The following is a 19,664-nucleotide window of genomic DNA, read 5'->3' as shown; positions in this document are numbered from 1 at the left end:
CAGGGCTGTTGCCGTCCCCCAGGGTCATGCCAGGGGATTTCCAGCCCGCACTCCACGTGATCTCCACACAGTCTCCACGAAACCGCAGCATTCGCCGGGCATGATGGTGACTCGAGGGAACCCGGCGCTCTGCTGCGGGATACGAGGATGGCGCATGACCGCAACGCTTCTGCCGGGGCAGGTTGAAAAATATCCCCTTTCAATCCGGATCCTTCACTGGGTGAGAGCCGTGCTGATCCTGGGTCTGATCGCCGCCGGGTGGTACATGACGGGCCGTGCGGAAGATGATCCCACGGCCGGGGTTTTCTATCCCAACCACAAGCAGTTCGGAGTGCTGGCATGGCTGCTGGCGCTCGTGCACATCACACTGCGCTGGCGCTACCGGGCGGTGCTTCCCCATGCGCCTGCGGCCTTGAAAAGCTGGGAGAAATGGCTCTCCCATGCCCTGCACAGGCTGATCATCGCCCTGACGCTGCTGACGCCGCTGCTGGGCTATGCCATGTCGAGCAGCATTCCTGATGGGGATGGTGTTCCGTTCTTCCTTGTCTCGCATATCCCGGAAATTCTGCCGAAAAGCGATGACGCCTTTGCGGTGTTCCAGGCGCTGCACAGATACGCCGCCTATCTTCTGCTGGCTTGTATCGCCCTGCATGTCTGCGGCGCGGCAAAGCACAGGATGCAGGACCGGAACGGCGAAACCGACGTGCTCCCGCGCATGTTGTGACATGCGCTGAGCTGGCGCCGGGAGTTCAAGTGCCAGCAACTTTTCCTGCACCGGCACGAAATGCAGGCGTGGCAGCCGCCGTGCGCGCCGCACCGGTCCAGTTATGCCCCGGCAAACAGGCTCTCACCCAAAGTGGGAGCTGAAAATACTTTGCATATTGCTTCACACACTTCCCCCGATTAATTTTCATTAACGAAAACGCTGTTTTGCTTATTGTTATGCATGTATAATCCTGAAAATAGTATTTAAAAGAAGGTTTCGTTAAAAGCACCCCCGTTATTTCTTTCGAAAATAGTGTAGAATGAATTTATCGATATTTAGACTTATTCGACGCTGCGCAAGGCTGGCTGCGTTGACATGGTGACTTCTTGCATTTATTCAAATCATCGTTTGGTTGTAGATTCTACCAGCCGGTCTGTTTTTCTTTTCAAGGGGCGTTCCGGTCTTTTGGCTGATATCGTGAGGGGGCATTGATGGGTGGGTGCAGCAAGGGAAGCCAGCATGGTCTGGCGCGCAAATCCCACGGATTCAATGCAGCCTTGCAGGGCAGTCTTCTTCTGACGACCGCCATAACCTTGGCGATGGCACTTCAGCCGTCTCTGGCTTTTGCAGCTGGCGGCACCGGTGGCAAGGGCGGTGAAAGCGGCGGCTACCGGTCCAGTGCTGGCGGTACAGGCGGGACCATTTCGACCGGTGCCGGTGATGGCGCATCTGCGGTTGGCAATAACTTTGCCGGAAGCAGCGGCGGCGGCGGCGGCGGTGCCGGTGGTGGCGCAGGCGGCGCAGGCGGCGACCCATTAACCTTTGGCGGCGGCGGTGGTGCCGGTGGGAACGGCGGCGCTCACGGGGCTACGCTCAACGGTGGCGGCACGGTCTCGGCCCCGGCGACTGGCTCAGCAGGTGGCGACGGCGGGAACGGTCTCAACAATGCGACTCTTTCGGTTACCCACGGCGGCGGCGGCGGCGGTGGCGGCGAGGGTGGTTACGGCGTTGTCGCTGCCGGCGGCGGCACAGCAACGATCAGTTCCAATGTCACCGGTGGTATAGGTGGCTCAGGTGGCGACGGCGCCTCCGGTGAAGGCCGGTATGCAACCGACCGCGGCTTTGGAGGCAATGGCGGTGACGGCGGTGTCGGCATTTTTGCCGATACGCCCATGACGACCATCAATGTGCAGGGCTCCGTTTCTGTGACCGGTGGCGCCGGGGGCATTGGCGGTGCCGGCTTTGCAGCAGGTGCTTTCGGGAAGGGCGGTTCCGGTATCGTCGGGTCTGATCTGACCGTTCTCAACTCGGGCACGATCTCGGGTGGCCTTTCAGGTGACGGCGTGACAAGAGGGTTTGCCCTCGACTTCACCGGCGGCAGCAACACGCTGACCCTTGCCACAGGCTCCACGCTTGTGGGCGGTATCTCCGTAGCAGGTACCCTGAACATCAATCAGGCCGTCGATTACACCCTGAGCAACGTGATCTCTGGCACCGGCAATCTGATGAAGTCCGGGGGCGGGGTGCTGACGCTGTCCGGCACCAACACCTACAGCGGCACCACGACGGTCTCCGGCGGTAACCTGGCTATTGGATCGGATGGCAATCTTGGCGCGGGGGCGCTGGTCTTTGATGGCGGCACGCTGGCATTTACCGGCAATGCAGTCGTCGATAATGCGGTTTCGCTCGCGTCAGGTGCCTCGAGCACCATCTTCACCGGAAGCAACGATGTGACGCTGACCGGTGTGATCTCCGGCAGCGGCAATCTCGCGACGCTCGGTAGCGGCACACTGACGTTGTCCGGCACGAACACCTACACCGGAACGTTGACGGCGGGCGGCACTGTGATCATCGCTTCGGGCGATAATCTTGGTGAGGGTGCATTGACGCTCACGGGTGGCACGCTGTCGGTGACCGGCGCCACGACGATTGACAACAATGTTAACATTTCGCTGTCTTCGATCAATACGATCAGCGCGGCCAACGGCACTGTGACCATGTCCGGTGCATTCTCCGGGGGCGGCAGTCTGATCAAGACCGGCGGCAGCGCGCTGGTTCTTTCCGGCACCAATACACAAACAGGCAACACCACCGTCTCTGGCGGCACCTTGTCCATTGGCTCGCAGGCCAATCTTGGTTCCGGCACGCTGACGCTGGGAGACGCGGCTGTTCGTGTGACTGGCAACACCGTGCTTGCCAATGCCATCCGCCTTCAGAGCGGAACGAGCGGTATCGTCAACATTGATAGCGGTGTCACCGTCGAGTCGGCCGGCCTCATCTGGGACAGCGGCAACCTCATCAAGTTCGGCGGCGGCAAGCTCGTTGTCTCCGGCACGAGCAACAACTACACCGGCACCACCACCGTTCTCGGCGGCACGCTTCAGGTTGACGGGTCGCTCGGCAACACGGCTGTGACCGTCCAGACCGGTGCCACGCTTGGCGGCAGCGGCAGCATCGCCGGTGCAGTGAGCGTTCTGAATGGCGGCACCCTCAGCCCCGGCAGCAGCCCCGGCACGCTGACGGTTGATAGCCTTGTGCTGAACAGCACAAGCCAGCTCAACTTCGAGCTGGACACGCCGGGTACCGTAGGGGGCGGCGTCAATGATCTGGTGTCTGTTACCCATGGCCTGACGCTCGATGGCGTGCTCAATATCATCAAGGGCAGCAACTTCGGCACGGGCACTTACCGGCTGTTCAACTACGGCACACTCACGGCGGACAACGGGCTGCTGCTCGGCGATGTGCCTGCCGGTTACGAGCTTTCCGTGACCACCGGCACGGCGGGGCAGGTGAACCTGACCACCAGCTACACCGGATTGCAGTTCTGGAACGGCACCCGGACCACGGCCAACGGCAGCGTCAATGGCGGCTCCGGCACCTGGAACGGCAGCAGCACCAACTGGACCAGCCAGGCCGGCAATGTCGCCACCAGCTGGGCTGATCTGACGGCGGTCTTCGCAGGCAACTCCGGCGGCATTGTTGCAGTGACCGGCAACCAGACTGCGGCAGGCCTGCAATTTGCCGTGGATGGCTACACGCTGAGCGGCACCGGTTCTCTCGTGGTTGGTTCCGGCGGCATGGAGCTGCGCGTCGACAATGGCCTCACGGCCACCATTGCCACCACCGTCACCGGTTCCGGCGCTGTCAACAAGACAGGCGCGGGCACCATCGTCCTGTCCGGCATCAACACCTACACCGGCGGCACGGCATTGAATGCAGGCACGCTGTCCGTCTCGCAGGATCTGAACCTTGGTGACGTGAGTGGCGGCGTGAGTTTCAACGGCGGCACATTGGCCTCAACCGACAGCTTCTCGACGGCCCGGTCCATGGTCTTCAACAGTGCGGGCCGGTTTGATGTGGCAACCGGAACAGAGCTGCGGCTCGCCGGTGCGCTTTCGGGTACTGGCGGTCTGGTCAAGTCGGGAGACGGCACGCTGCGTCTTACCAGCACCAGCGGCTATTCCGGCGGCACCATGATTTCCGCAGGCACGCTGCAGATCGGCGACGGCGGCACCTCTGGCACACTCGGCGCGGGCGATATCGTCAACAATGGCGCGCTGGTCTTCAACCGCTCGGATGTGGTGACCTTCGCAGGCAACATGATTGGCGCGGGCACGCTGGAGCAGGCGGGCAGCGGCACGCTTGTTGTCACCGGCAAGGTGGATGTCACGGGCGCAACCACCATTTCTTCGGGCACGCTGCAGCTCGGCGATGGCGGCACCACGGGCGAAGTCACAGGGCCCATCATCAACAACGGGACGCTGGTCTTCAACCGGTCCGACAATTACACGGTGCCGGGCTCCGTCTCCGGTACGGGCCGCATCGACTTCAAGGGCAGCGGCCGGGTGCAGTTTGCAGGCACCTACTCCGGTTCCACGGAGGTGACTGATGCGAAGCTGGTGCTGTCCGGCAATGGACTGATGGGAGCGCAGGTTTCCGTCGGGGGCGGGCACCACGTCCGGCATTCTGGCGGGCAACGGCACCATCGGCGGGTTGACGGTTCTGTCCGGCGGCATCGTGGCACCGGGCAATTCGATCGGCACCATCAATGTCGCCGGGGCGGTTTCCTTCGGTGCCGGGTCTGTCTACGAGGTGGAAGTCAATGCCAATGGCACATCCGACCGTGTGATCGCCACGGGCGCAGTGACCATCGACAGCGGCGCATCGGTGCGTGTGCTGGCCGAAAGCGGCACTTACGCTGCTTCCACCACCTACTCGATCCTGAGCGGCGCCAGCGTGTCGGGCCAGTTCAATCCGGCCGTCACCACCAACTTTGCCTTCCTCAAGGCGGCGCTCGGCTATTCCGCTACGGATGTGCTGCTGACGCTGACGCGCAACGAAACCGGCTTTGCCCAGGTTGGCACTACGCCCAACGAGATCGCCGTGGCCTCGGGCATTTCCAGCCTGCCGGGCAAGAACGATCTTGCGGTGGCGGTGACTGCGCTGTCGGCCGATGGGGCGCGCAATGCCTTCAACCAGCTTTCGGGCGAGCAGCACGCTTCGCTCGCCGGGCAGACGCTGCAAGACAGCGCCATTGTACGCGGCACGGCCCTGCGCCGTCTGTCGCAGGAGGCCTTTGACCGCCGGTTCGAGGGCGGCGATCTGAGCTTCGAAGGCACGCGGCTGTGGGGCGAGGCGCTTGGCAGCTTCGGCCGGGCTCGTGCGTCGGATACGGCCTTTGGCTTCAGCCGCAACATGGGCGGTCTGGTTGCAGGCATCGAGACGCGGCCCACGGACAGCGCGATGGCCGGTATCATGGGCGGTTACACGGGCAGCTACCTGGACAACAAGCAGCTTGGTTCCACCGCAACCGTGACGGCCTATCATGCCGGCATCTACGGCAGCTATGACTTCGCCGCCACGGATATGGGCGCAGTGTCTCTGCGCGGCGGTGCAAGCTACAGCTGGCAGGACATCTCGACCCGGCGCAACGTCAACTTCGGCAATATCGGCCAGCGGCTGGACGCTGACTATGACGCAGGACAGGTGCAGGGCTTCGGCGAGCTGGCCTATGGCCACATGTTCAGCGGCGTGATGCAGGGCGCTTTCGTGGAAGGCTTCACCGGTCTTGCGCTGGTGCGCCAGGATGGGGCCAAGTTCACGGAGACCGGCGGCAGCGCCGCCTTGACGGGCCGTGGCAAATCTCTGGAGACCGCGTTCTCCACTCTGGGTGTGCGCGGCGCGGTGCAGACCGGGTTCCAGGGCATCCCCGTCAAGCTGACGGGTGAACTGGCCTGGCGCCATGCCTTTGGGGATGTGGCGGCAACGCAGACCATGACGCTTGCGGGCAGCACGCCCTTCGCCATCCGTGGCCGGGCGCTGGACCGCGACGCGTTCCTGATCGGTACCGGCGTTTCGATGACGATGACGGAAAAGCTGGACCTGTCGCTGGCCTATCAGGGCGAGCTGGCATCCAAAGCCACCGACCACAGCGTCAAGGGAAGCTTCCGCCTGAGGTTCTGACCTTCAGCAAAGCCAATATCCAGAACCGCCCGGATGCCAGCCGTCCGGGCGGTTTTTCTTTGCCCGCGGGAAGGGGCCTTGCGCTAGGAACTGAGTGGCAGCACGATATCGAGGTCCAGATTGCCGCAGGCCAGATCCCAGGGCGCGGAACGGTAGAATTCGTAGCCGCCGCCACTGTCCGGCGAAAAAGCCTCTTCTGTCTGGTCGATCCAGACGGTGCTGATCCAGGCATAGGTGGCCAGTATCTGATCATGGCTGGTCGTATGGCGGACGTGCATTGGGCTGCCGGATTCACACATCAGGTTCGGAAATTGCCCGCAATGAGGCGTTTGCTTTTCGGGGGACGCCTGCCGCCCGCCTCCCTACCAGATGGATGGGGGCGGAGAGGTCCTGCCATCATGCCGGTGCATTCTTCCTCCGTGCGTCCAAAGCAAACACTACCCCTGGTGGAGAGAGGGGCTGAAACGCCGTGCTGAGTGAGCAGATTGCAGCCTTTCCCCAAATGGTCTCCGGCTTCAACCACGACGCGCATACAGAAGCCAGAGGAGGAGGAGAGGGGCACTGCACTGATTTGCTCTCATGCACCTGAACTTGCGCAGAGGGCAGGGCCGCAGGCTGCGCCAGGTCATCCGGCGGTTGCCAATGAACTGGCGCGGCCAGTCACGGCAGATCCGGCGCAATGGCGGGAAACACATGAATGACGCAGCGGAATATGATGAAAAGACAGGGAGGACTGGAGGGAATTGTGTATGGCCATATACATTTCCGGAGTTGCCCGCTTTTTGCGTGGAGACTTCAATCCAGCCGCCATAGGCGATTGGTTTTTCCGCTGTAACTGTCCTGAGAAAGTACTGGCTGGATGCAAAGGAAATTCAAGTAATTATCAATTAATGCAAAAAAATACATATGAAAGACAAGTACAAAATATGTAATTTAATGAAAAATCTGCAACTTTTGATTTATTTAGGTGCATTGACAGTGCTTCCGGTTACCTTTATTCCAATTTGATATTGTTTGGAAGTCCAGTTGGCTGATGCTGTGGCTCTCGTGTGGAGGGGCGGCCGGTCGTGCTGAATTGTATCCCGGGGGAATGAATGCGCGAACGCCGCCATGTGAACGAAACTGTGCGTGCTCTTTCAGGTGCGGCGCGCCCGCGCCAAGCGGCCCTCCGGAGCGGTCTGCTGCTCACCACGTCGGTGGTTCTGGCCATGGCTGCCCAGCCGCTTCCGGCCTTTGCCGGCGGTGGGGCCGGTGGTGCTGGCGGGAGCTCCCAGTTTAATCCTGGCGGACAGGGCGGCGCAGGCGGCGCGGCGGGAGTTGCCGGTCAGGTGGGAACTACGGGTAATGCAGACGCTGGTAATGGTGGAGCCGGCGGCGATGGCGGCGCGGCAGGCAACTCCGTGTCTGATACTGGCGGTGGTCTTAACGTAAGCGCCGGTACCACCGGTCAAGCTGGTGTTGCTGGTGGTGCAGGTGCACCTGCGGGGTTTCCGAACGGCGCCGGCGGCGGCGGCGGTGGTGGTGGCGAGGGCGGCACGGGGCTGGTACTCGGCACTTCAGGTTCCTACACCATTGGCAATGAGAGCGTCATTTCAGGTGGTGCGGGTGGTGCGGGCGGTGCCGGTGGCAATACTTCCGGCTCCGGTTTCGCTGGCAGCGGCGGCGGTGGCGGCGATGGCGGCACGGGTGTCTTTGTCAGCTCGTCCAATACCACGCTGACCGTAGAGAACGAGTCGAGAGTTCTGGGCGGCAACGGCGGTGCAGGCGGCGCGGGCGGCACATCTGCCTTTAGCGGTGCCGCTGGTGCCGCTGGCGCCGGCGGCGCCGGCATCGTGGCCTCGATGGCGACGATCAACAATTCCGGCGAAATCGTTGGCGGCAACGGCTTGACCGGTGGTTCCGGCATCAAGGGCTCCAACCTCACCGTCACCAGCGACTGGATCATCCGTGGGGGTTTGGCCGCCGATAACGTGACGAGGGGCTGGCCCTTGAATTCACCGGTGGCAGCAACACGCTCACCCTTGTCTCGGGCGCGGTGCTTGAGGGCGGTGTTTCCGTAACGGGTGACCTGACCATCGATCAGACGGACGATTTTGTTCTGAGCAACAGGATCTCCGGCACCGGCAATGTGGTGAAGGCCGGAACTGGCACGCTGACGTTCAGCGGCGAGAACTTTTATACGGGCACCACGACCGTCAGCGCCGGAACACTGGTGATCTCCGGCGGCGTTGCCCTTTGGGATAATGGCCAAGTCATCATCGATGGCGGGGCAACGTTTCAGGTCAACAGTGCCGAGAATATAGGGTCGATTGCGGGAAGCGGCAGCGTCGTTCTCAATGCTTCCCTGGCGACGAACAACAGCGCTCCGACGATGTTCTCCGGCAACATGTCCGGATCCGGGACGCTGATCAAGCGTGGTTCTGGCACGCTTACTTTGTCCGGAACCAACACCAACAGTGGCGGCCTCTCCGTCAATGCAGGCACCGTAATCCTCTACGGCGGAGCCGCCATAAGCGATACAGCCTCGCTGACGATGGCCGGCGGCACGGTTGTATTGCAGAGCAGCGAAACGGTTGGCTCCCTGTCGGGAACGAGTGACATCAATCTCGATGCCAACATTCTGGCGGTCGCTGGATCTGACACTACCTCCTACTCCGGCATCATTTCGGGCAGCGGCGCGCTGGTCAGAAGCGGCACGGGCACTCTGACCCTGTCTGGCAACAATGCCTACACTGGAAGCACGCTGGTCTCCGGCGGCACCCTGTCCATCGCCTCGGACAGCAACCTTGGCAGCGGGGCGCTGACGCTGAACGGTGGCACGCTGGCCGTCACCGGCACCACGACGATCGACAATGCCATTGCCTTCGGGGGCAGTTCTGGAACCGTAGACGTTGCCACCGGTGAAGTGGCGGCCCTGAGCGGCCTGATTTCCGGCGCCGGCAATCTGATCAAGACCGGCGCGGGAACGCTTGTCCTGTCTAGGACAGGAAACACCTTTTCCGGCCAGCTCACGGTTTCGGCGGGAACCCTGTCGGTCTCCGCCTCCGGCAACCTTGGCAGCAGTACCGTTGCGCTCGATGGCGGCCAGCTGGATCTGAACGGCTCAGCCGGGTTCAGTAACGACATTGCGCTGATAAACAATGACAATAGCCAGGTGATCAACACCGGCACCGGTGTCAGCGCGGAACTGAGCGGTGTGATTTTCGGCATCGGCTCTCTCACCAAGACCGGTGCGGGCACGCTCGTTCTCTCCGGCACCAACTTCTATTCCGGCACCACGACCATCTCCGGCGGCACCCTGTCCATTTCGTCGGACTCAACCTTGGCGCAGGGGCGCTGGTGCTGAACGGCGGCACCTTTGCCGTGACTGGCGCCGTCGCGACGATTGACAATGCTGTTGTTCTTGCGGGCACCAACAGCACTGTTGATACCGGCGGCAATGTCCTGACCCTGAGCGGCGTGGTCAGCGGTAGTGGCAATCTGATCAAGGCCGGCAGCGGCACGCTGGTGCTGTCCGGCACGAACACCTATTCCGGTGGCATAACGGTCTCCGACAGTAGGCTTTCCATTTCCTCCGGCAATAACCTGGGCACCGGCGAGCTGGTGCTGAGCAATAGTACACTGACCGTGACCAGTTCCGCGACGATCGCCAACGCTGTGACAATTGTGAATGGGATCAGTACTATCGACATAGGCAGCAATGCGGTGACACTGAGCGGCGCGATTTCTGGCGCTGACACGCTTCTGACTAAAACAGGCAGCGGCACGCTGACCCTGTCTGGCACGAACTCCTACACCGGTGCCATTTTGATCGACGCCGGTATCCTTTCCATTGCTTCAAGCGGCAACCTGGGTACAGGTTTATTGGGGTTGCAAAGTGGCACACTGGCTGTGACCGGGAACACGGAGATCAGCAACAGCGTCTACCTTTATGGCACGAACAACACTGTCGATACGGGCAGCAACGAGGTGACGCTGAGCGGTGTTATCGCTAACACAGGCGGCGGCTTTACCAAGCTCGGCAGTGGCACGCTGACGCTGTCCGGCACGAACACCTATACCGGCGCGACGCTCGTTGCCGGCGGCACGCTTCAGGTTGACGGGGCGCTCGGCAACACCGCTGTGTCCGTCCAGCCTAACGCCACGCTTGGCGGCAGTGGCACCATTGGTGGTGCGGTGACCGTGGAGATGGCAGGCACGCTCAGCCCCGGCAGCAGCCCCGGCACGCTGACGGTTTCCAGCCTTGTGATGAATGACGGCAGCAAGGTCACCTTTGAGCTGGACACGCCGGGCGTTGTGGGCGGCGGCGTCAATGATCTGGTGTCCGTCACCAACGGCCTGTCGCTGAGCGGTATTCTCAACATCATCAAAGGCAGCAATTTCGGCACGGGCACCTACCGGCTGTTCGACTACGGCACGCTGACGGCGGACTACGGCCTTGTGTTCGGCGATGTGCCTGCCGGTTACGAGCTGATGGTTTCCACCGGCACGGCGGGGCAGGTGAACCTTGCTGTGAGCTACACCGGCCTGCAGTTCTGGAACGGCGGACAGACCACGGCCAATGGCGCCGTCAACGGCGGTTCCGGCACGTGGGACAGCAACACCACCAACTGGACCAGCCAGGCCGGCAACGTGGCCACAAGCTGGGCTGACCTGACGGCCGTGTTCGCCGGCCCGTCCGGCGGCACGGTCACGGTGACCGGCAACCAGACTGCGGCAGGCCTGCAATTCGCCACCGATGGCTACACGCTGAGCGGCACCGGTTCTCTCGTGGCTGGTTCCGGCGGCATGGAGCTGCGCATCGACAATGGCCTCACGGCCACCATTGCCACCACCGTCACCGGTGCCGGTGCTGTCAACAAGACCGGCGCGGGCACCGTCATCCTGTCCGGCGCCAACGCCTATACCGGCGGCACGTTCCTGAATGCAGGCACACTGTCTGTCACTGGCGATCACAATCTTGGCGATACGAGCGGCAGCATCACCTTCAACGGCGGCACGCTGGCGGCGGCGGCTGGGTTCTCTTCTGCCCGCAACATGGTCTTCAACAGCGCGGGCCGGTTTGATGTGGCTGCCTCGTCCAATCTGCTCCTGTACGGTACGCTCTCGGGCACCGGCGGCCTGGTGAAGACGGGCGACGGCGCGCTTTATCTGCTGGGTACCAGCAGCTATACCGGCGGCACCACGATTTCCGCAGGCACGCTGGTTGTGGGCGATAGCCATACCTCCGGCACGCTCGGCGCGGGAGATATCGTCAACAATGGCGCACTGGTCTTCAACCGCTCGGATGTGGTGACCTTCGCAGGCAACATGACTGGCACGGGCACGCTGGAACAGGCGGGCAGCGGCACGCTTGTTGTCACCGGCAAGGTGGATGTCACGGGCGCAACGACCATCTCCTCGGGCACGCTGCAGCTCGGCGATGGCGGCACCACGGGTGAAGTCACAGGGCCCATCGTCAACAACGGAACACTGGTCTTCAACCGGTCCGACAATTACACGGTGCCGGGCACAGTCACCGGTTCGGGCCGCATCGACTTCAAGGGCAGCGGCCGGGTGGAGTTTGCAGGCACCTATTCCGGTTCCACGGCTGTGACTGATGCGAAGCTGGTGCTGTCCGGCAATGGACTGACGGGATCTCCCGTTACACTCGGCGGCCTCGCCGGACAGACGGGCACCCTCGCGGGCAATGGCACCGTCGCCAGCCTGACGGTTCTGTCCGGCGGCATCATCGCACCGGGCAATTCCATCGGCACCATCAACGTGGCCGGGCCGGTGTCCTTCGGGGCAGGGTCCGTCTATGAGGTGGAAGTCAATGCCAATGGCACATCCGACCGTGTGATCGCCACGGGCGCAGTGACCATCGACAGCGGCGCATCGGTGCGCGTGCTGGCCGAAAGCGGCACTTACTCCGCTTCCACCACCTACAGCATCGTGAGCGGCGCCAGCGTGTCCGGCCAGTTCAATCCGGTGGTCACCACCAACTTCGCCTTCCTGACAGCGGAGCTCGGCTATTCGGCGACGGATGTGCTGCTGACGCTGACGCGCAACAGCACCGCCCTTCCCGATGTTACGGACACGCCGAATGCCGGCTCCACGGCTTCCGGTCTGGAGAGCCTTGTGGGCTCGTCCGGTCTGAAGACCGCAGTGACCGGCCTGTCTGCCGAAGGGGCGCGCAATGCCTTCAACCAGCTCTCGGGCGAACTGCATGCCTCTGCGGCCGGGCAGATGCTGGAAGACAGCGCCATTGTGCGCGGCACGGCCCTCAAGCGGCTGACGCAGGAAGCGTTCGACCGCCGGTTCGAGGGCGGCGACCTTGCCTTTGAAGGCACGCGCGTCTGGGGTGAGGCGCTTGGCAGCTTCGGCCGCTCACGGGCGGCGGACACGGCCTTCGGCTTCAGCCGCAACATGGGCGGCCTGATCGCAGGCATCGAGGCGAGGCCCACGGATCAGGCGCTCGCGGGCGTCATGGCCGGTTACACGGGCAGCTATCTGGACAGCAAGCCGCTTGGCTCCACCGCAACCGTGTCGGCCTATCACGCCGGCATTTACGGCAGCTATGACTTTGCCGCCACGGACATGGGCGCCCTGTCGCTGCGCGGCGGTGCGGCCTACAGCTGGCAGGACTTCTCCACACGGCGCAATGTCAATTTCGCCAGCATCTCGCAGCGGCTGGACTCTGATTATGACACCGGCCAGGTGCAGGGCTTCGGCGAGCTGGCCTATGGCCACATGTTCAGCGGCGTGATGCAGGGCGCTTTCGTGGAAGGCTTCACCGGCCTTGCGCTGGTGCATCAGGACGGCGCGAAGTTCAGCGAAACCGGTGGTACCGCCGCCTTGACCGGCCGGGGCAAGTCTCTGGAAACGGCCTTCTCCACGGTGGGTGTGCGCGGTGCGCTGCAGACCGGGGTTCAGGGCATTCCCGTCCGGCTGACGGGCGAGTTCGCCTGGCGCCATGCCTTTGGGGATGTTGCCGCAACCCAGACCATGGTTCTGGCCGGTGGCAATCCCTTCGCCATCCGTGGCCGGGCGCTGGACCGCGACGCGTTCCTGATCGGCACCAGCGTTTCGATGACGATGACGGAAAAGCTGGACCTCACGCTCGCCTATCAGGGCGAACTGGCGGCCAAAGCCACGGACCACAGCGTCAAGGGCAGCTTCCGCCTGAGGTTCTGAGCCTTCCGCAAAACCAATCTCCAGAAACGCCCGGATGCCAGCCATCCGGGCGTTTTTTGCGCAGGTGGAAGAGGCGTTGCCGCATATTTCCTGCCGGGACGTGCCGTCAGGGCTTCTGTTCAGGAAAAATCCGGGACTTCAGTTTGCTCTGATGAACATGGTGAACAGAGTGTTATTTCGATCAATTAATAAAATATTAAATCATTGAACATGAGTAAGTGTTCAAAATACATGCCCAGTTAACATCTTGTTAAGGTTGTTTGTCTTGCGTTAATTTTCGTAAATGTTGACAAGTTTCCAGTATATATTTATCAATGAAAGAAGATTGTTGTTTTTTGAACTTGCCGTCCGGGTTCGGCCAGAAGCCGTGGCTGGCCTGATGATTGATCCTGCTGGAGGCATGAATGCGCGAAATCCGCAAAGCGACCGAACGTGGGCCGGCTCTGTCATGTGCGGCGCGCCCGCGCCATGCGGCCTTGCGCAACGGCCTCCTTCTGACGAGCGCGCTGGCTCTCAGCCTTGCCTCGAACGCAGCGCTGGCCGGTGGTGGCGCGGGTGGTTTGGGCCAGCAAATCAATCAGTTTACCTTTGGCGGACAGGGCGGCACGGGCGGCGCCTCTGGGGGCAATGCCGGTCAGCCGGGAGCTGAGGGGCGAGCCATTGTCATGGAATTCTTTCCGGGCCGTGGCGGGCACGGCGGTACCGGTGGCACACATGGCTTCACGGCCAACGCGTCTGGTGGCAGTGCGGATGTGCACAGCAGCACCGGTGGCGCGGGTGGCCAGGGACAGGCAGGCGAGAGTCTGCCGTTCATGCCGGATACCGGGCCGATGATTGTCGGTGGCGGCGGCGGCGGCGGCGAGGGTGGCGCTGGCGTCGCCACTGGCTCCCCGGGCACCTATACAATAGTGGGCGGGGCAACCATTGTGGGCGGCACAGGCGGCCCCGGCGGGGCTGGAGGTGCCATCTTGTTTCCTCAGGGCACGTCCCCCGCCAGCGGCAACGGCGGCGATGGCGGCGCCGGTATTCTTGCTGGCCAGAACCTCACTGTGCTGACGGTCAGCTCCGGCGCGCAGGTTCAGGGCGGTGCCGGTGGAACTGGTGCTGCGCAAGGGTCGGGCGGCGCCGGCATTCAGGCCACCATGTCCACGGTCAACAACGCAGGCACGATCACTGGCGGCCACGGGTTGACCGGCGGGTCCGGCATCAAGGGATCGGGCCTCACCGTCGTCAACAACAACATCATCCGGGGAGGTCTGGCGGCCGACAATGTGACGAGAGCATTTGCCCTCGAGTTCACCGGCGGCAGCAACACCCTCACCCTTGGTTCAGGCGCTGTGCTGGACGGCGGCATTTCCGTCACCGGCACGCTGACCATGGATCAGACAGCCAGTTACACCCTCTCCAATCTGGTCTCCGGCAGCGGCAGCCTCATCAAGTCTGGCAGCGGCACGCTGACCCTGTCAGGCGCCAACACCTACAGCGGCGGCACACAGCTGAACGCGGGCACGCTCGCGGTCACCTCGGACAGCAACCTTGGCGCGGCAAGCGGGAGCGTCACCTTCGGTGGCGGCACGCTGTCCACAACCACCAGCTTCTCGACCGCCCGGTCCATGGTCTTCACCAGCGCGGGCCAGTTTGATGTCGCGGCCTCCTCTGGCCTGACATTGACCGGCGCACTGAGCGGTTCCGGCGGGCTGGTGAAGTCGGGCGGCGGCGCGCTGGTTCTCACCGGTACCGGCGGCTATTCCGGCGGCACCACCATTTCCGCCGGCACGCTGCAGGTGGGCAACGCCGGCACGTCCGGTTCGCTTGGCACGGGGAATGTCACCAACAACGCCGCGCTTGTGTTCAACCGCTCCGATGCAACGGTTTTCGGGGGCAACATCAGCGGCACGGGCACGGTGCAGCAAACCGGCGGCGGCACGCTGTTCCTGACTGGCGATGTCTCGCATTCCGGCGGGACGGAAATTGCCACCGGCCGCAGCCTGAGTATTGGCATTGGCGGCACATCCGGCAGCCTCTCAGGCAGCGTCAACAACAAGGGAACGCTGCTCTTCAACCGCTCGGATGCCTATACGGTGGGTGCGAATATCACGGGCCCCGGCACCGTGAGTGTGATCGGCGGCGGCACGGCGTCCTTTGCCAGCTCATACGGCGGCCAGATCGGGGTTCTTGATGCAACGGTCCGGCTGAATGGCGCGAGCCTCAGCAATGCGTCCGTGACGCTCTACGCCCTGGGCACCCTTGGCGGCAACGGCTCGGTCGGCTCGGTCAATGCAGGCTATGGCAGCACCGTGTCCCCCGGAAACTCCCTCGGCACGATCACGGTGAACGGCAATGTGACGTTTGCAACGGGCTCGGTCTTTGCGGTGGAGACGGCGGCCGCCGGAGGCTCTGACCTTCTGACCTCGACAGGGCAGGTCACCATCGCCAGCGGCACGCAGCTGCAGGTGAATGCCGAACAAGGCAGCTATGCCCCCTCGACCATCTACACCATCCTGAGCGCGCAGAACATTTCCGGCCGGTTTGATCACGTTCTCCTGACCAACTTCGCCTTCCTGGATGCTGCCTTCAGCTACTCGTCAACAGATCTGAAGCTGATGCTGCTGCGAAACAGCGTCAGCTTTGCCGAGCTTGCGGCCACCGTCAACCACAAGGCCGCGGCGCACAGCACCGCGAACCTGCCGGACTCCTCGGATGTGAAAAAGGCCGTGACTGGCCTGTCACCCCAGGGCGCGCGCAATGCCTTTGCCCAGCTCTCCGGCGAAGCACAGGGCGCCGTTCTGAGCCAGATCCTTTCGGGCAGCACGCAGGTGGGTCAGACGGCGGTCAAGCGCCTGACGAACGAGTCCTTCAATCAGCGCTTCCAGGGCGGTGACTTCAGCTTCACCGGGGCCCGTGTCTGGGGTGAGGCGCTCGGCAGCTTCGGCAAGGAGCGCTCCTCCGGTTCAATGCCTGGCTTCAGCCGCAACACCGGCGGGCTGATGGCGGGCATCGAGGCAAAGCCCACGGACAACGCCATGGCGGGTGTGTTTGCCGGCTATACCGGCAGCTATCTGGATGGCAAGGAGCTCGCCTCCACGGCCACTGTCTCGGGCTATCATGCAGGCGTGTACGGCAGCTATGATTTCGACGCCACGGACTGGGGTGCTGTGTCTCTGCGCGGCGGTGCAAGCTACAGCTGGCAGGACATCTCGACCCGGCGCAACGTCAGCTTCGGCAACATTTCCCAGAGGCTTGAAGCTGACTATGACACCGGGCAAGTGCAGGGCTTCGGCGAACTGGCCTATGGCCAGATGTTCAGCGGCGTGATGCAGGGGCTTTCGTGGAAGGCTTCACCGGTCTTGCGCTGGTGCATCAGGACGGGGCGAGCTTTACGGAAACCGGCGGCAGCGCGGCGCTGTCCGGGCGGAGCAAGGCGATGGACACTGCTTTCTCCACCGTGGGTGTGCGCGGCGCGGTGCAGACCGGGCTTCAGGGCATCCCCGTCCGGCTCACGGGTGAGCTGGCTTGGCGCCACGCCTTCGGCGATATCACGCCCCTCATGAGCATGGCTTTCGCAGGCAGCAGCCCCTTCGCCATTCAGGGCCGGGCGCTGGACCGCGATGCGTTCCTGGTTGGCACCGGCGTTTCGATGACGATGACGGAGAAAGTGGACCTCACGCTCGCTTATCAGGGCGAGCTGGCGGCCAAGGCCAGCGACCACAGCGTCAAGGGCAACCTGCGCATGAAGTTCTGATCTTCAGCAAACCCGATACCAGAACCGCCCGGATGCCAGCCATCCGGGCGGTTTTTCCTTGCGCAGGTGGAAAGCCCGGTCCGGCGGGTGTCATCATCACGCCATAATTAATACTTGACTCTTAATATCATGTTTTATATCCCGGCATGTACATGACCGGCTGAACCTGTGCCGGTCATCCCAGCCAGCCCAAAGCAAGCAGTCACACTGTAGACCGGCTCCATCCGCACAGCGGGGAGCTGCCGGGGAGCTATTTTCATGTCGAGATACGAGGGGCGCAATGCCCTCTGGCTGGCGGGCTGCGCCGGCCTCGCCCTCCTGTGCGCGCAGCAAGGCCACGCCCTTGCGCAATCCGGGACTCAGGCCGAGACCCAAACCGCCGCCCAACCGGGCGCTGCGGCTGCTGAAGCGCAGGCAAAGGCTGACGCGCAGGGGCTGATCACCCAGCTCAGCCGCGTCACCCTTTTCGCTGACCGGCAGGAAACGGCGGTTCTGGATGTTCCCGCGCATGTGTCCGTCGTCACGGGCGCGGATATCGAGCGGCTGGGCATTTCCGACATGCAGCAGCTGACGCGCTATCTGCCCGGCGTCACCGTGGCCCGGCAGACCAGCGCCACCGATCCGTTCAACACCTTCAGCGGCTTCACCGTGCGCGGCGTCGGCGGCAACCGGGTGCAGATGCTGGTGGATGGCTCACGCGTGGCCGAGCGCATCACCGACGGCACCCGCGATTATCTGGATCTCAACTTCGTTCGGCAGGTCGAGGTGGTGCGCGGCCCGGCCTCCGTACTGTGGGGCGCGGATGCCCTTGGCGGCATCGTCGCGGTGGAAACACTGGACCCGGAAGACGTGCTCAAGGGCCGCAGCATGGGCGGGCAGGGCAGGCTTGCCTATGACAGCCTCAACGGCTCGGGCACCGCATCAGGTGTGTTTGCGCAGCGCTGGTCCGACACATTCGCCGTTCTGGCGGCGGTGTCCCGCCAGTCGGCGCATGAGGCGCGGCTCTCCAACGCCCGCGCCGATGGCGGCCTCTATGGCTGCCCGCGCAATCTGGCAGCCGGGCAGCTGCCCTGCAACAAGCTCGACAAGATGGGCACCGACAGCTACCGCGGTATGCTCAAGTTCGTCTGGACACCCAGCACCGAACACCGGCTGGAGCTTTCCGCCGACATGATGCGCCGGGACACGGATGTGGACTACACCCGCACCCTTGGCCGCCAGACCAATGGCAGCACGCTCTCCTCCTATGACCGCAAGCTGGAGCTGACACGCCACCGTTTCGGCGTGGAGCACCAGTGGACGCCGGAAAATGGCCTGCTGGACTCGCTGAAGACCTCCTTCGCCTATGCCCCGCACAAGTATGACCGCAGCGGCCTTCAGCGCGGTGTTACCTCTGCCCGGCAGGCCTACACGACCGAGGATTTGCTCGGCTATTCGGAAGACTTCTACGAACTCGACCTGCAAGCCACCAAGGGTTTTGCCACCGGTGCGCTGTCGCATGAGCTGACCTTCGGCTTTGATGGCGACTACTCCACGCAGGACTATGTCCGCCGTGACCGCACCACCAACCTCGTTACCGGCGCGGTGACCGAGGCGCGGGCCGGGGGCTTCAACTTCGCCAATGCGGAAACCCGCCGGGCGGACGTCTATCTTCAGGACAAGATCGGCCTGTTCGACGGCAAGCTGGAACTGACACCGGGCCTGCGCTTTGCCACCTACCGCATCGAGCCCAAGCCCGATGCCGACTACAAGCTGGTGGCAGGCTCCCCGCCGTTCGTGCGGCAGGACAACGAGCTTCTGAAAAGCCTCGGCGCGCTTTACCGGGTGGATCAGACCTGGTCCGTCTGGGGCAAATATGGCGAGGGCTTCAAGATGCCGACCGCCCAGCAGCTCTACACCTCCGTGCCCGGCACCTTCTTCAATCTGACACCGGCGATGGACCTGAAGCCTGAATATGTGCGCTCGCTGGAGGCCGGGGCCCGTGCGGAACTCAATGATGGCTATGTCGCCGTCACCGCGTTCCACGCCCGCTACACGGACTTTATTCAGAGCTTCTACAACCCGCCGGGCACCAGCGACTACACCTACCGCAATCTGTCGAAGGTACAGGTCTGGGGCATCGAGGTGGAAGGCGCCTACAGCCTGACGCAGGACCTGACAGCCACCGCCAGCCTGTCCTGGCAGAAGGGCATCCAGAATGTCTCGGCGGATGCGGACACCACGGCGCACACGCTGCCGCCGCTGACGGCGGTGCTGGGCCTCAGCTACGCGATCCCGGACTACAACCTGACGCTGGATGCGGTGACGACCCTGGCGAGCCCCGTCTACAAGGTGGGCGAGGCCGATGGCTTCAAGCCGGGCGGCTATGCGCTGCTGGATCTCTTCGCCAGCTGGAAGGTCAGCGGGATGGCGTCCTTCGATGTGGGGGTGAAGAACGTGTTCGACACCCGTTATTTCGAGGCCTCCGCAGCGGGCATGACCCTGCGCCCCACCACGTCCATTGCCAGCCAGAACCCGCTGGAACTGCAAACCGGCGCCGGGCGCACCTTCTCCGCCGCCTTCAACGTGAAGTTCTGA

The 19,664-nt window shown here is 63.1% G+C and carries 9 protein-coding genes and 1 pseudogene; 9 read left to right on the top strand and 1 reads right to left on the bottom strand.

From position 1 onward, the window contains the following. Positions 1–154: 154 nt before the first annotated feature. The 3 genes from ACQB61_RS21420 (at position 155) to ACQB61_RS21410 (ending at position 6,169) form a co-directional block, all read left to right on the top strand. Positions 155–724 carry a cytochrome b gene (locus ACQB61_RS21420; RefSeq protein WP_430514472.1) on the top strand — a complete coding sequence of 190 codons (570 nt, stop codon included), beginning with the start codon at positions 155–157 and terminating at the stop codon, positions 722–724. 539 nt (positions 725–1,263) lie between these two features. Continuing rightward, positions 1,264–5,286 carry an autotransporter-associated beta strand repeat-containing protein gene (locus tag ACQB61_RS21415; protein ID WP_430514471.1) on the top strand — a complete coding sequence of 1,341 codons (4,023 nt, stop codon included), beginning with the start codon at positions 1,264–1,266 and terminating at the stop codon, positions 5,284–5,286. After that, entirely contained in the window at positions 5,225–6,169 is a 945-nt protein-coding gene (locus tag ACQB61_RS21410; RefSeq protein WP_430514616.1) for an autotransporter outer membrane beta-barrel domain-containing protein, read from the top strand. The genes ACQB61_RS21415 and ACQB61_RS21410 overlap by 62 nt, the downstream gene beginning before the upstream one ends. An 83-nt stretch (positions 6,170–6,252) precedes the next feature. Here ACQB61_RS21410 and ACQB61_RS21405 read toward each other — a convergent pair whose 3' ends face one another. Continuing rightward, a complete protein-coding gene (locus ACQB61_RS21405; protein ID WP_430514470.1) occupies positions 6,253–6,447 on the bottom strand; it encodes a GyrI-like domain-containing protein in 195 nt (64 codons plus the stop codon). 816 nt (positions 6,448–7,263) lie between these two features. On the opposite strand from ACQB61_RS21405, the gene ACQB61_RS21400 reads away from it, so the two are divergent. The 6 genes and pseudogenes from ACQB61_RS21400 (at position 7,264) to ACQB61_RS21375 (ending at position 19,664) form a co-directional block, all read left to right on the top strand. Next, positions 7,264–8,229, top strand: coding sequence for a hypothetical protein (locus ACQB61_RS21400; protein WP_430514469.1), 966 nt, complete (start codon positions 7,264–7,266; stop codon positions 8,227–8,229). Next, positions 8,205–9,515 (top strand): autotransporter-associated beta strand repeat-containing protein, encoded by a 1,311-nt coding sequence (locus ACQB61_RS21395; protein WP_430514468.1) that lies wholly within the window; start codon positions 8,205–8,207, stop codon positions 9,513–9,515. The genes ACQB61_RS21400 and ACQB61_RS21395 overlap by 25 nt, the downstream gene beginning before the upstream one ends. Then, the gene (locus ACQB61_RS21390) at positions 9,509–13,345 is read left to right on the top strand and encodes an autotransporter outer membrane beta-barrel domain-containing protein (RefSeq protein WP_430514467.1); all 3,837 of its coding nucleotides are present in this window, start codon (positions 9,509–9,511) and stop codon (positions 13,343–13,345) included. The genes ACQB61_RS21395 and ACQB61_RS21390 overlap by 7 nt, the downstream gene beginning before the upstream one ends. A 404-nt stretch (positions 13,346–13,749) precedes the next feature. Then, positions 13,750–16,635, top strand: a pseudogene (locus ACQB61_RS21385) (autotransporter outer membrane beta-barrel domain-containing protein); the annotation flags it as partial. A gap of 38 nt (positions 16,636–16,673) precedes the next feature. Next, positions 16,674–17,087 carry an autotransporter outer membrane beta-barrel domain-containing protein gene (locus tag ACQB61_RS21380; protein ID WP_430514466.1) on the top strand — a complete coding sequence of 138 codons (414 nt, stop codon included), beginning with the start codon at positions 16,674–16,676 and terminating at the stop codon, positions 17,085–17,087. Between the two features lie 258 nt (positions 17,088–17,345). Then, positions 17,346–19,664 (top strand): TonB-dependent hemoglobin/transferrin/lactoferrin family receptor, encoded by a 2,319-nt coding sequence (locus ACQB61_RS21375; RefSeq protein ID WP_430514465.1) that lies wholly within the window; start codon positions 17,346–17,348, stop codon positions 19,662–19,664.

The organism is Pannonibacter phragmitetus (genome assembly GCF_050510895.1).
In the GTDB taxonomy this organism is placed as follows: domain Bacteria; phylum Pseudomonadota; class Alphaproteobacteria; order Rhizobiales; family Stappiaceae; genus Pannonibacter; species Pannonibacter phragmitetus_B.
This window is presented reverse-complemented; position numbering and strand designations above follow the sequence as displayed.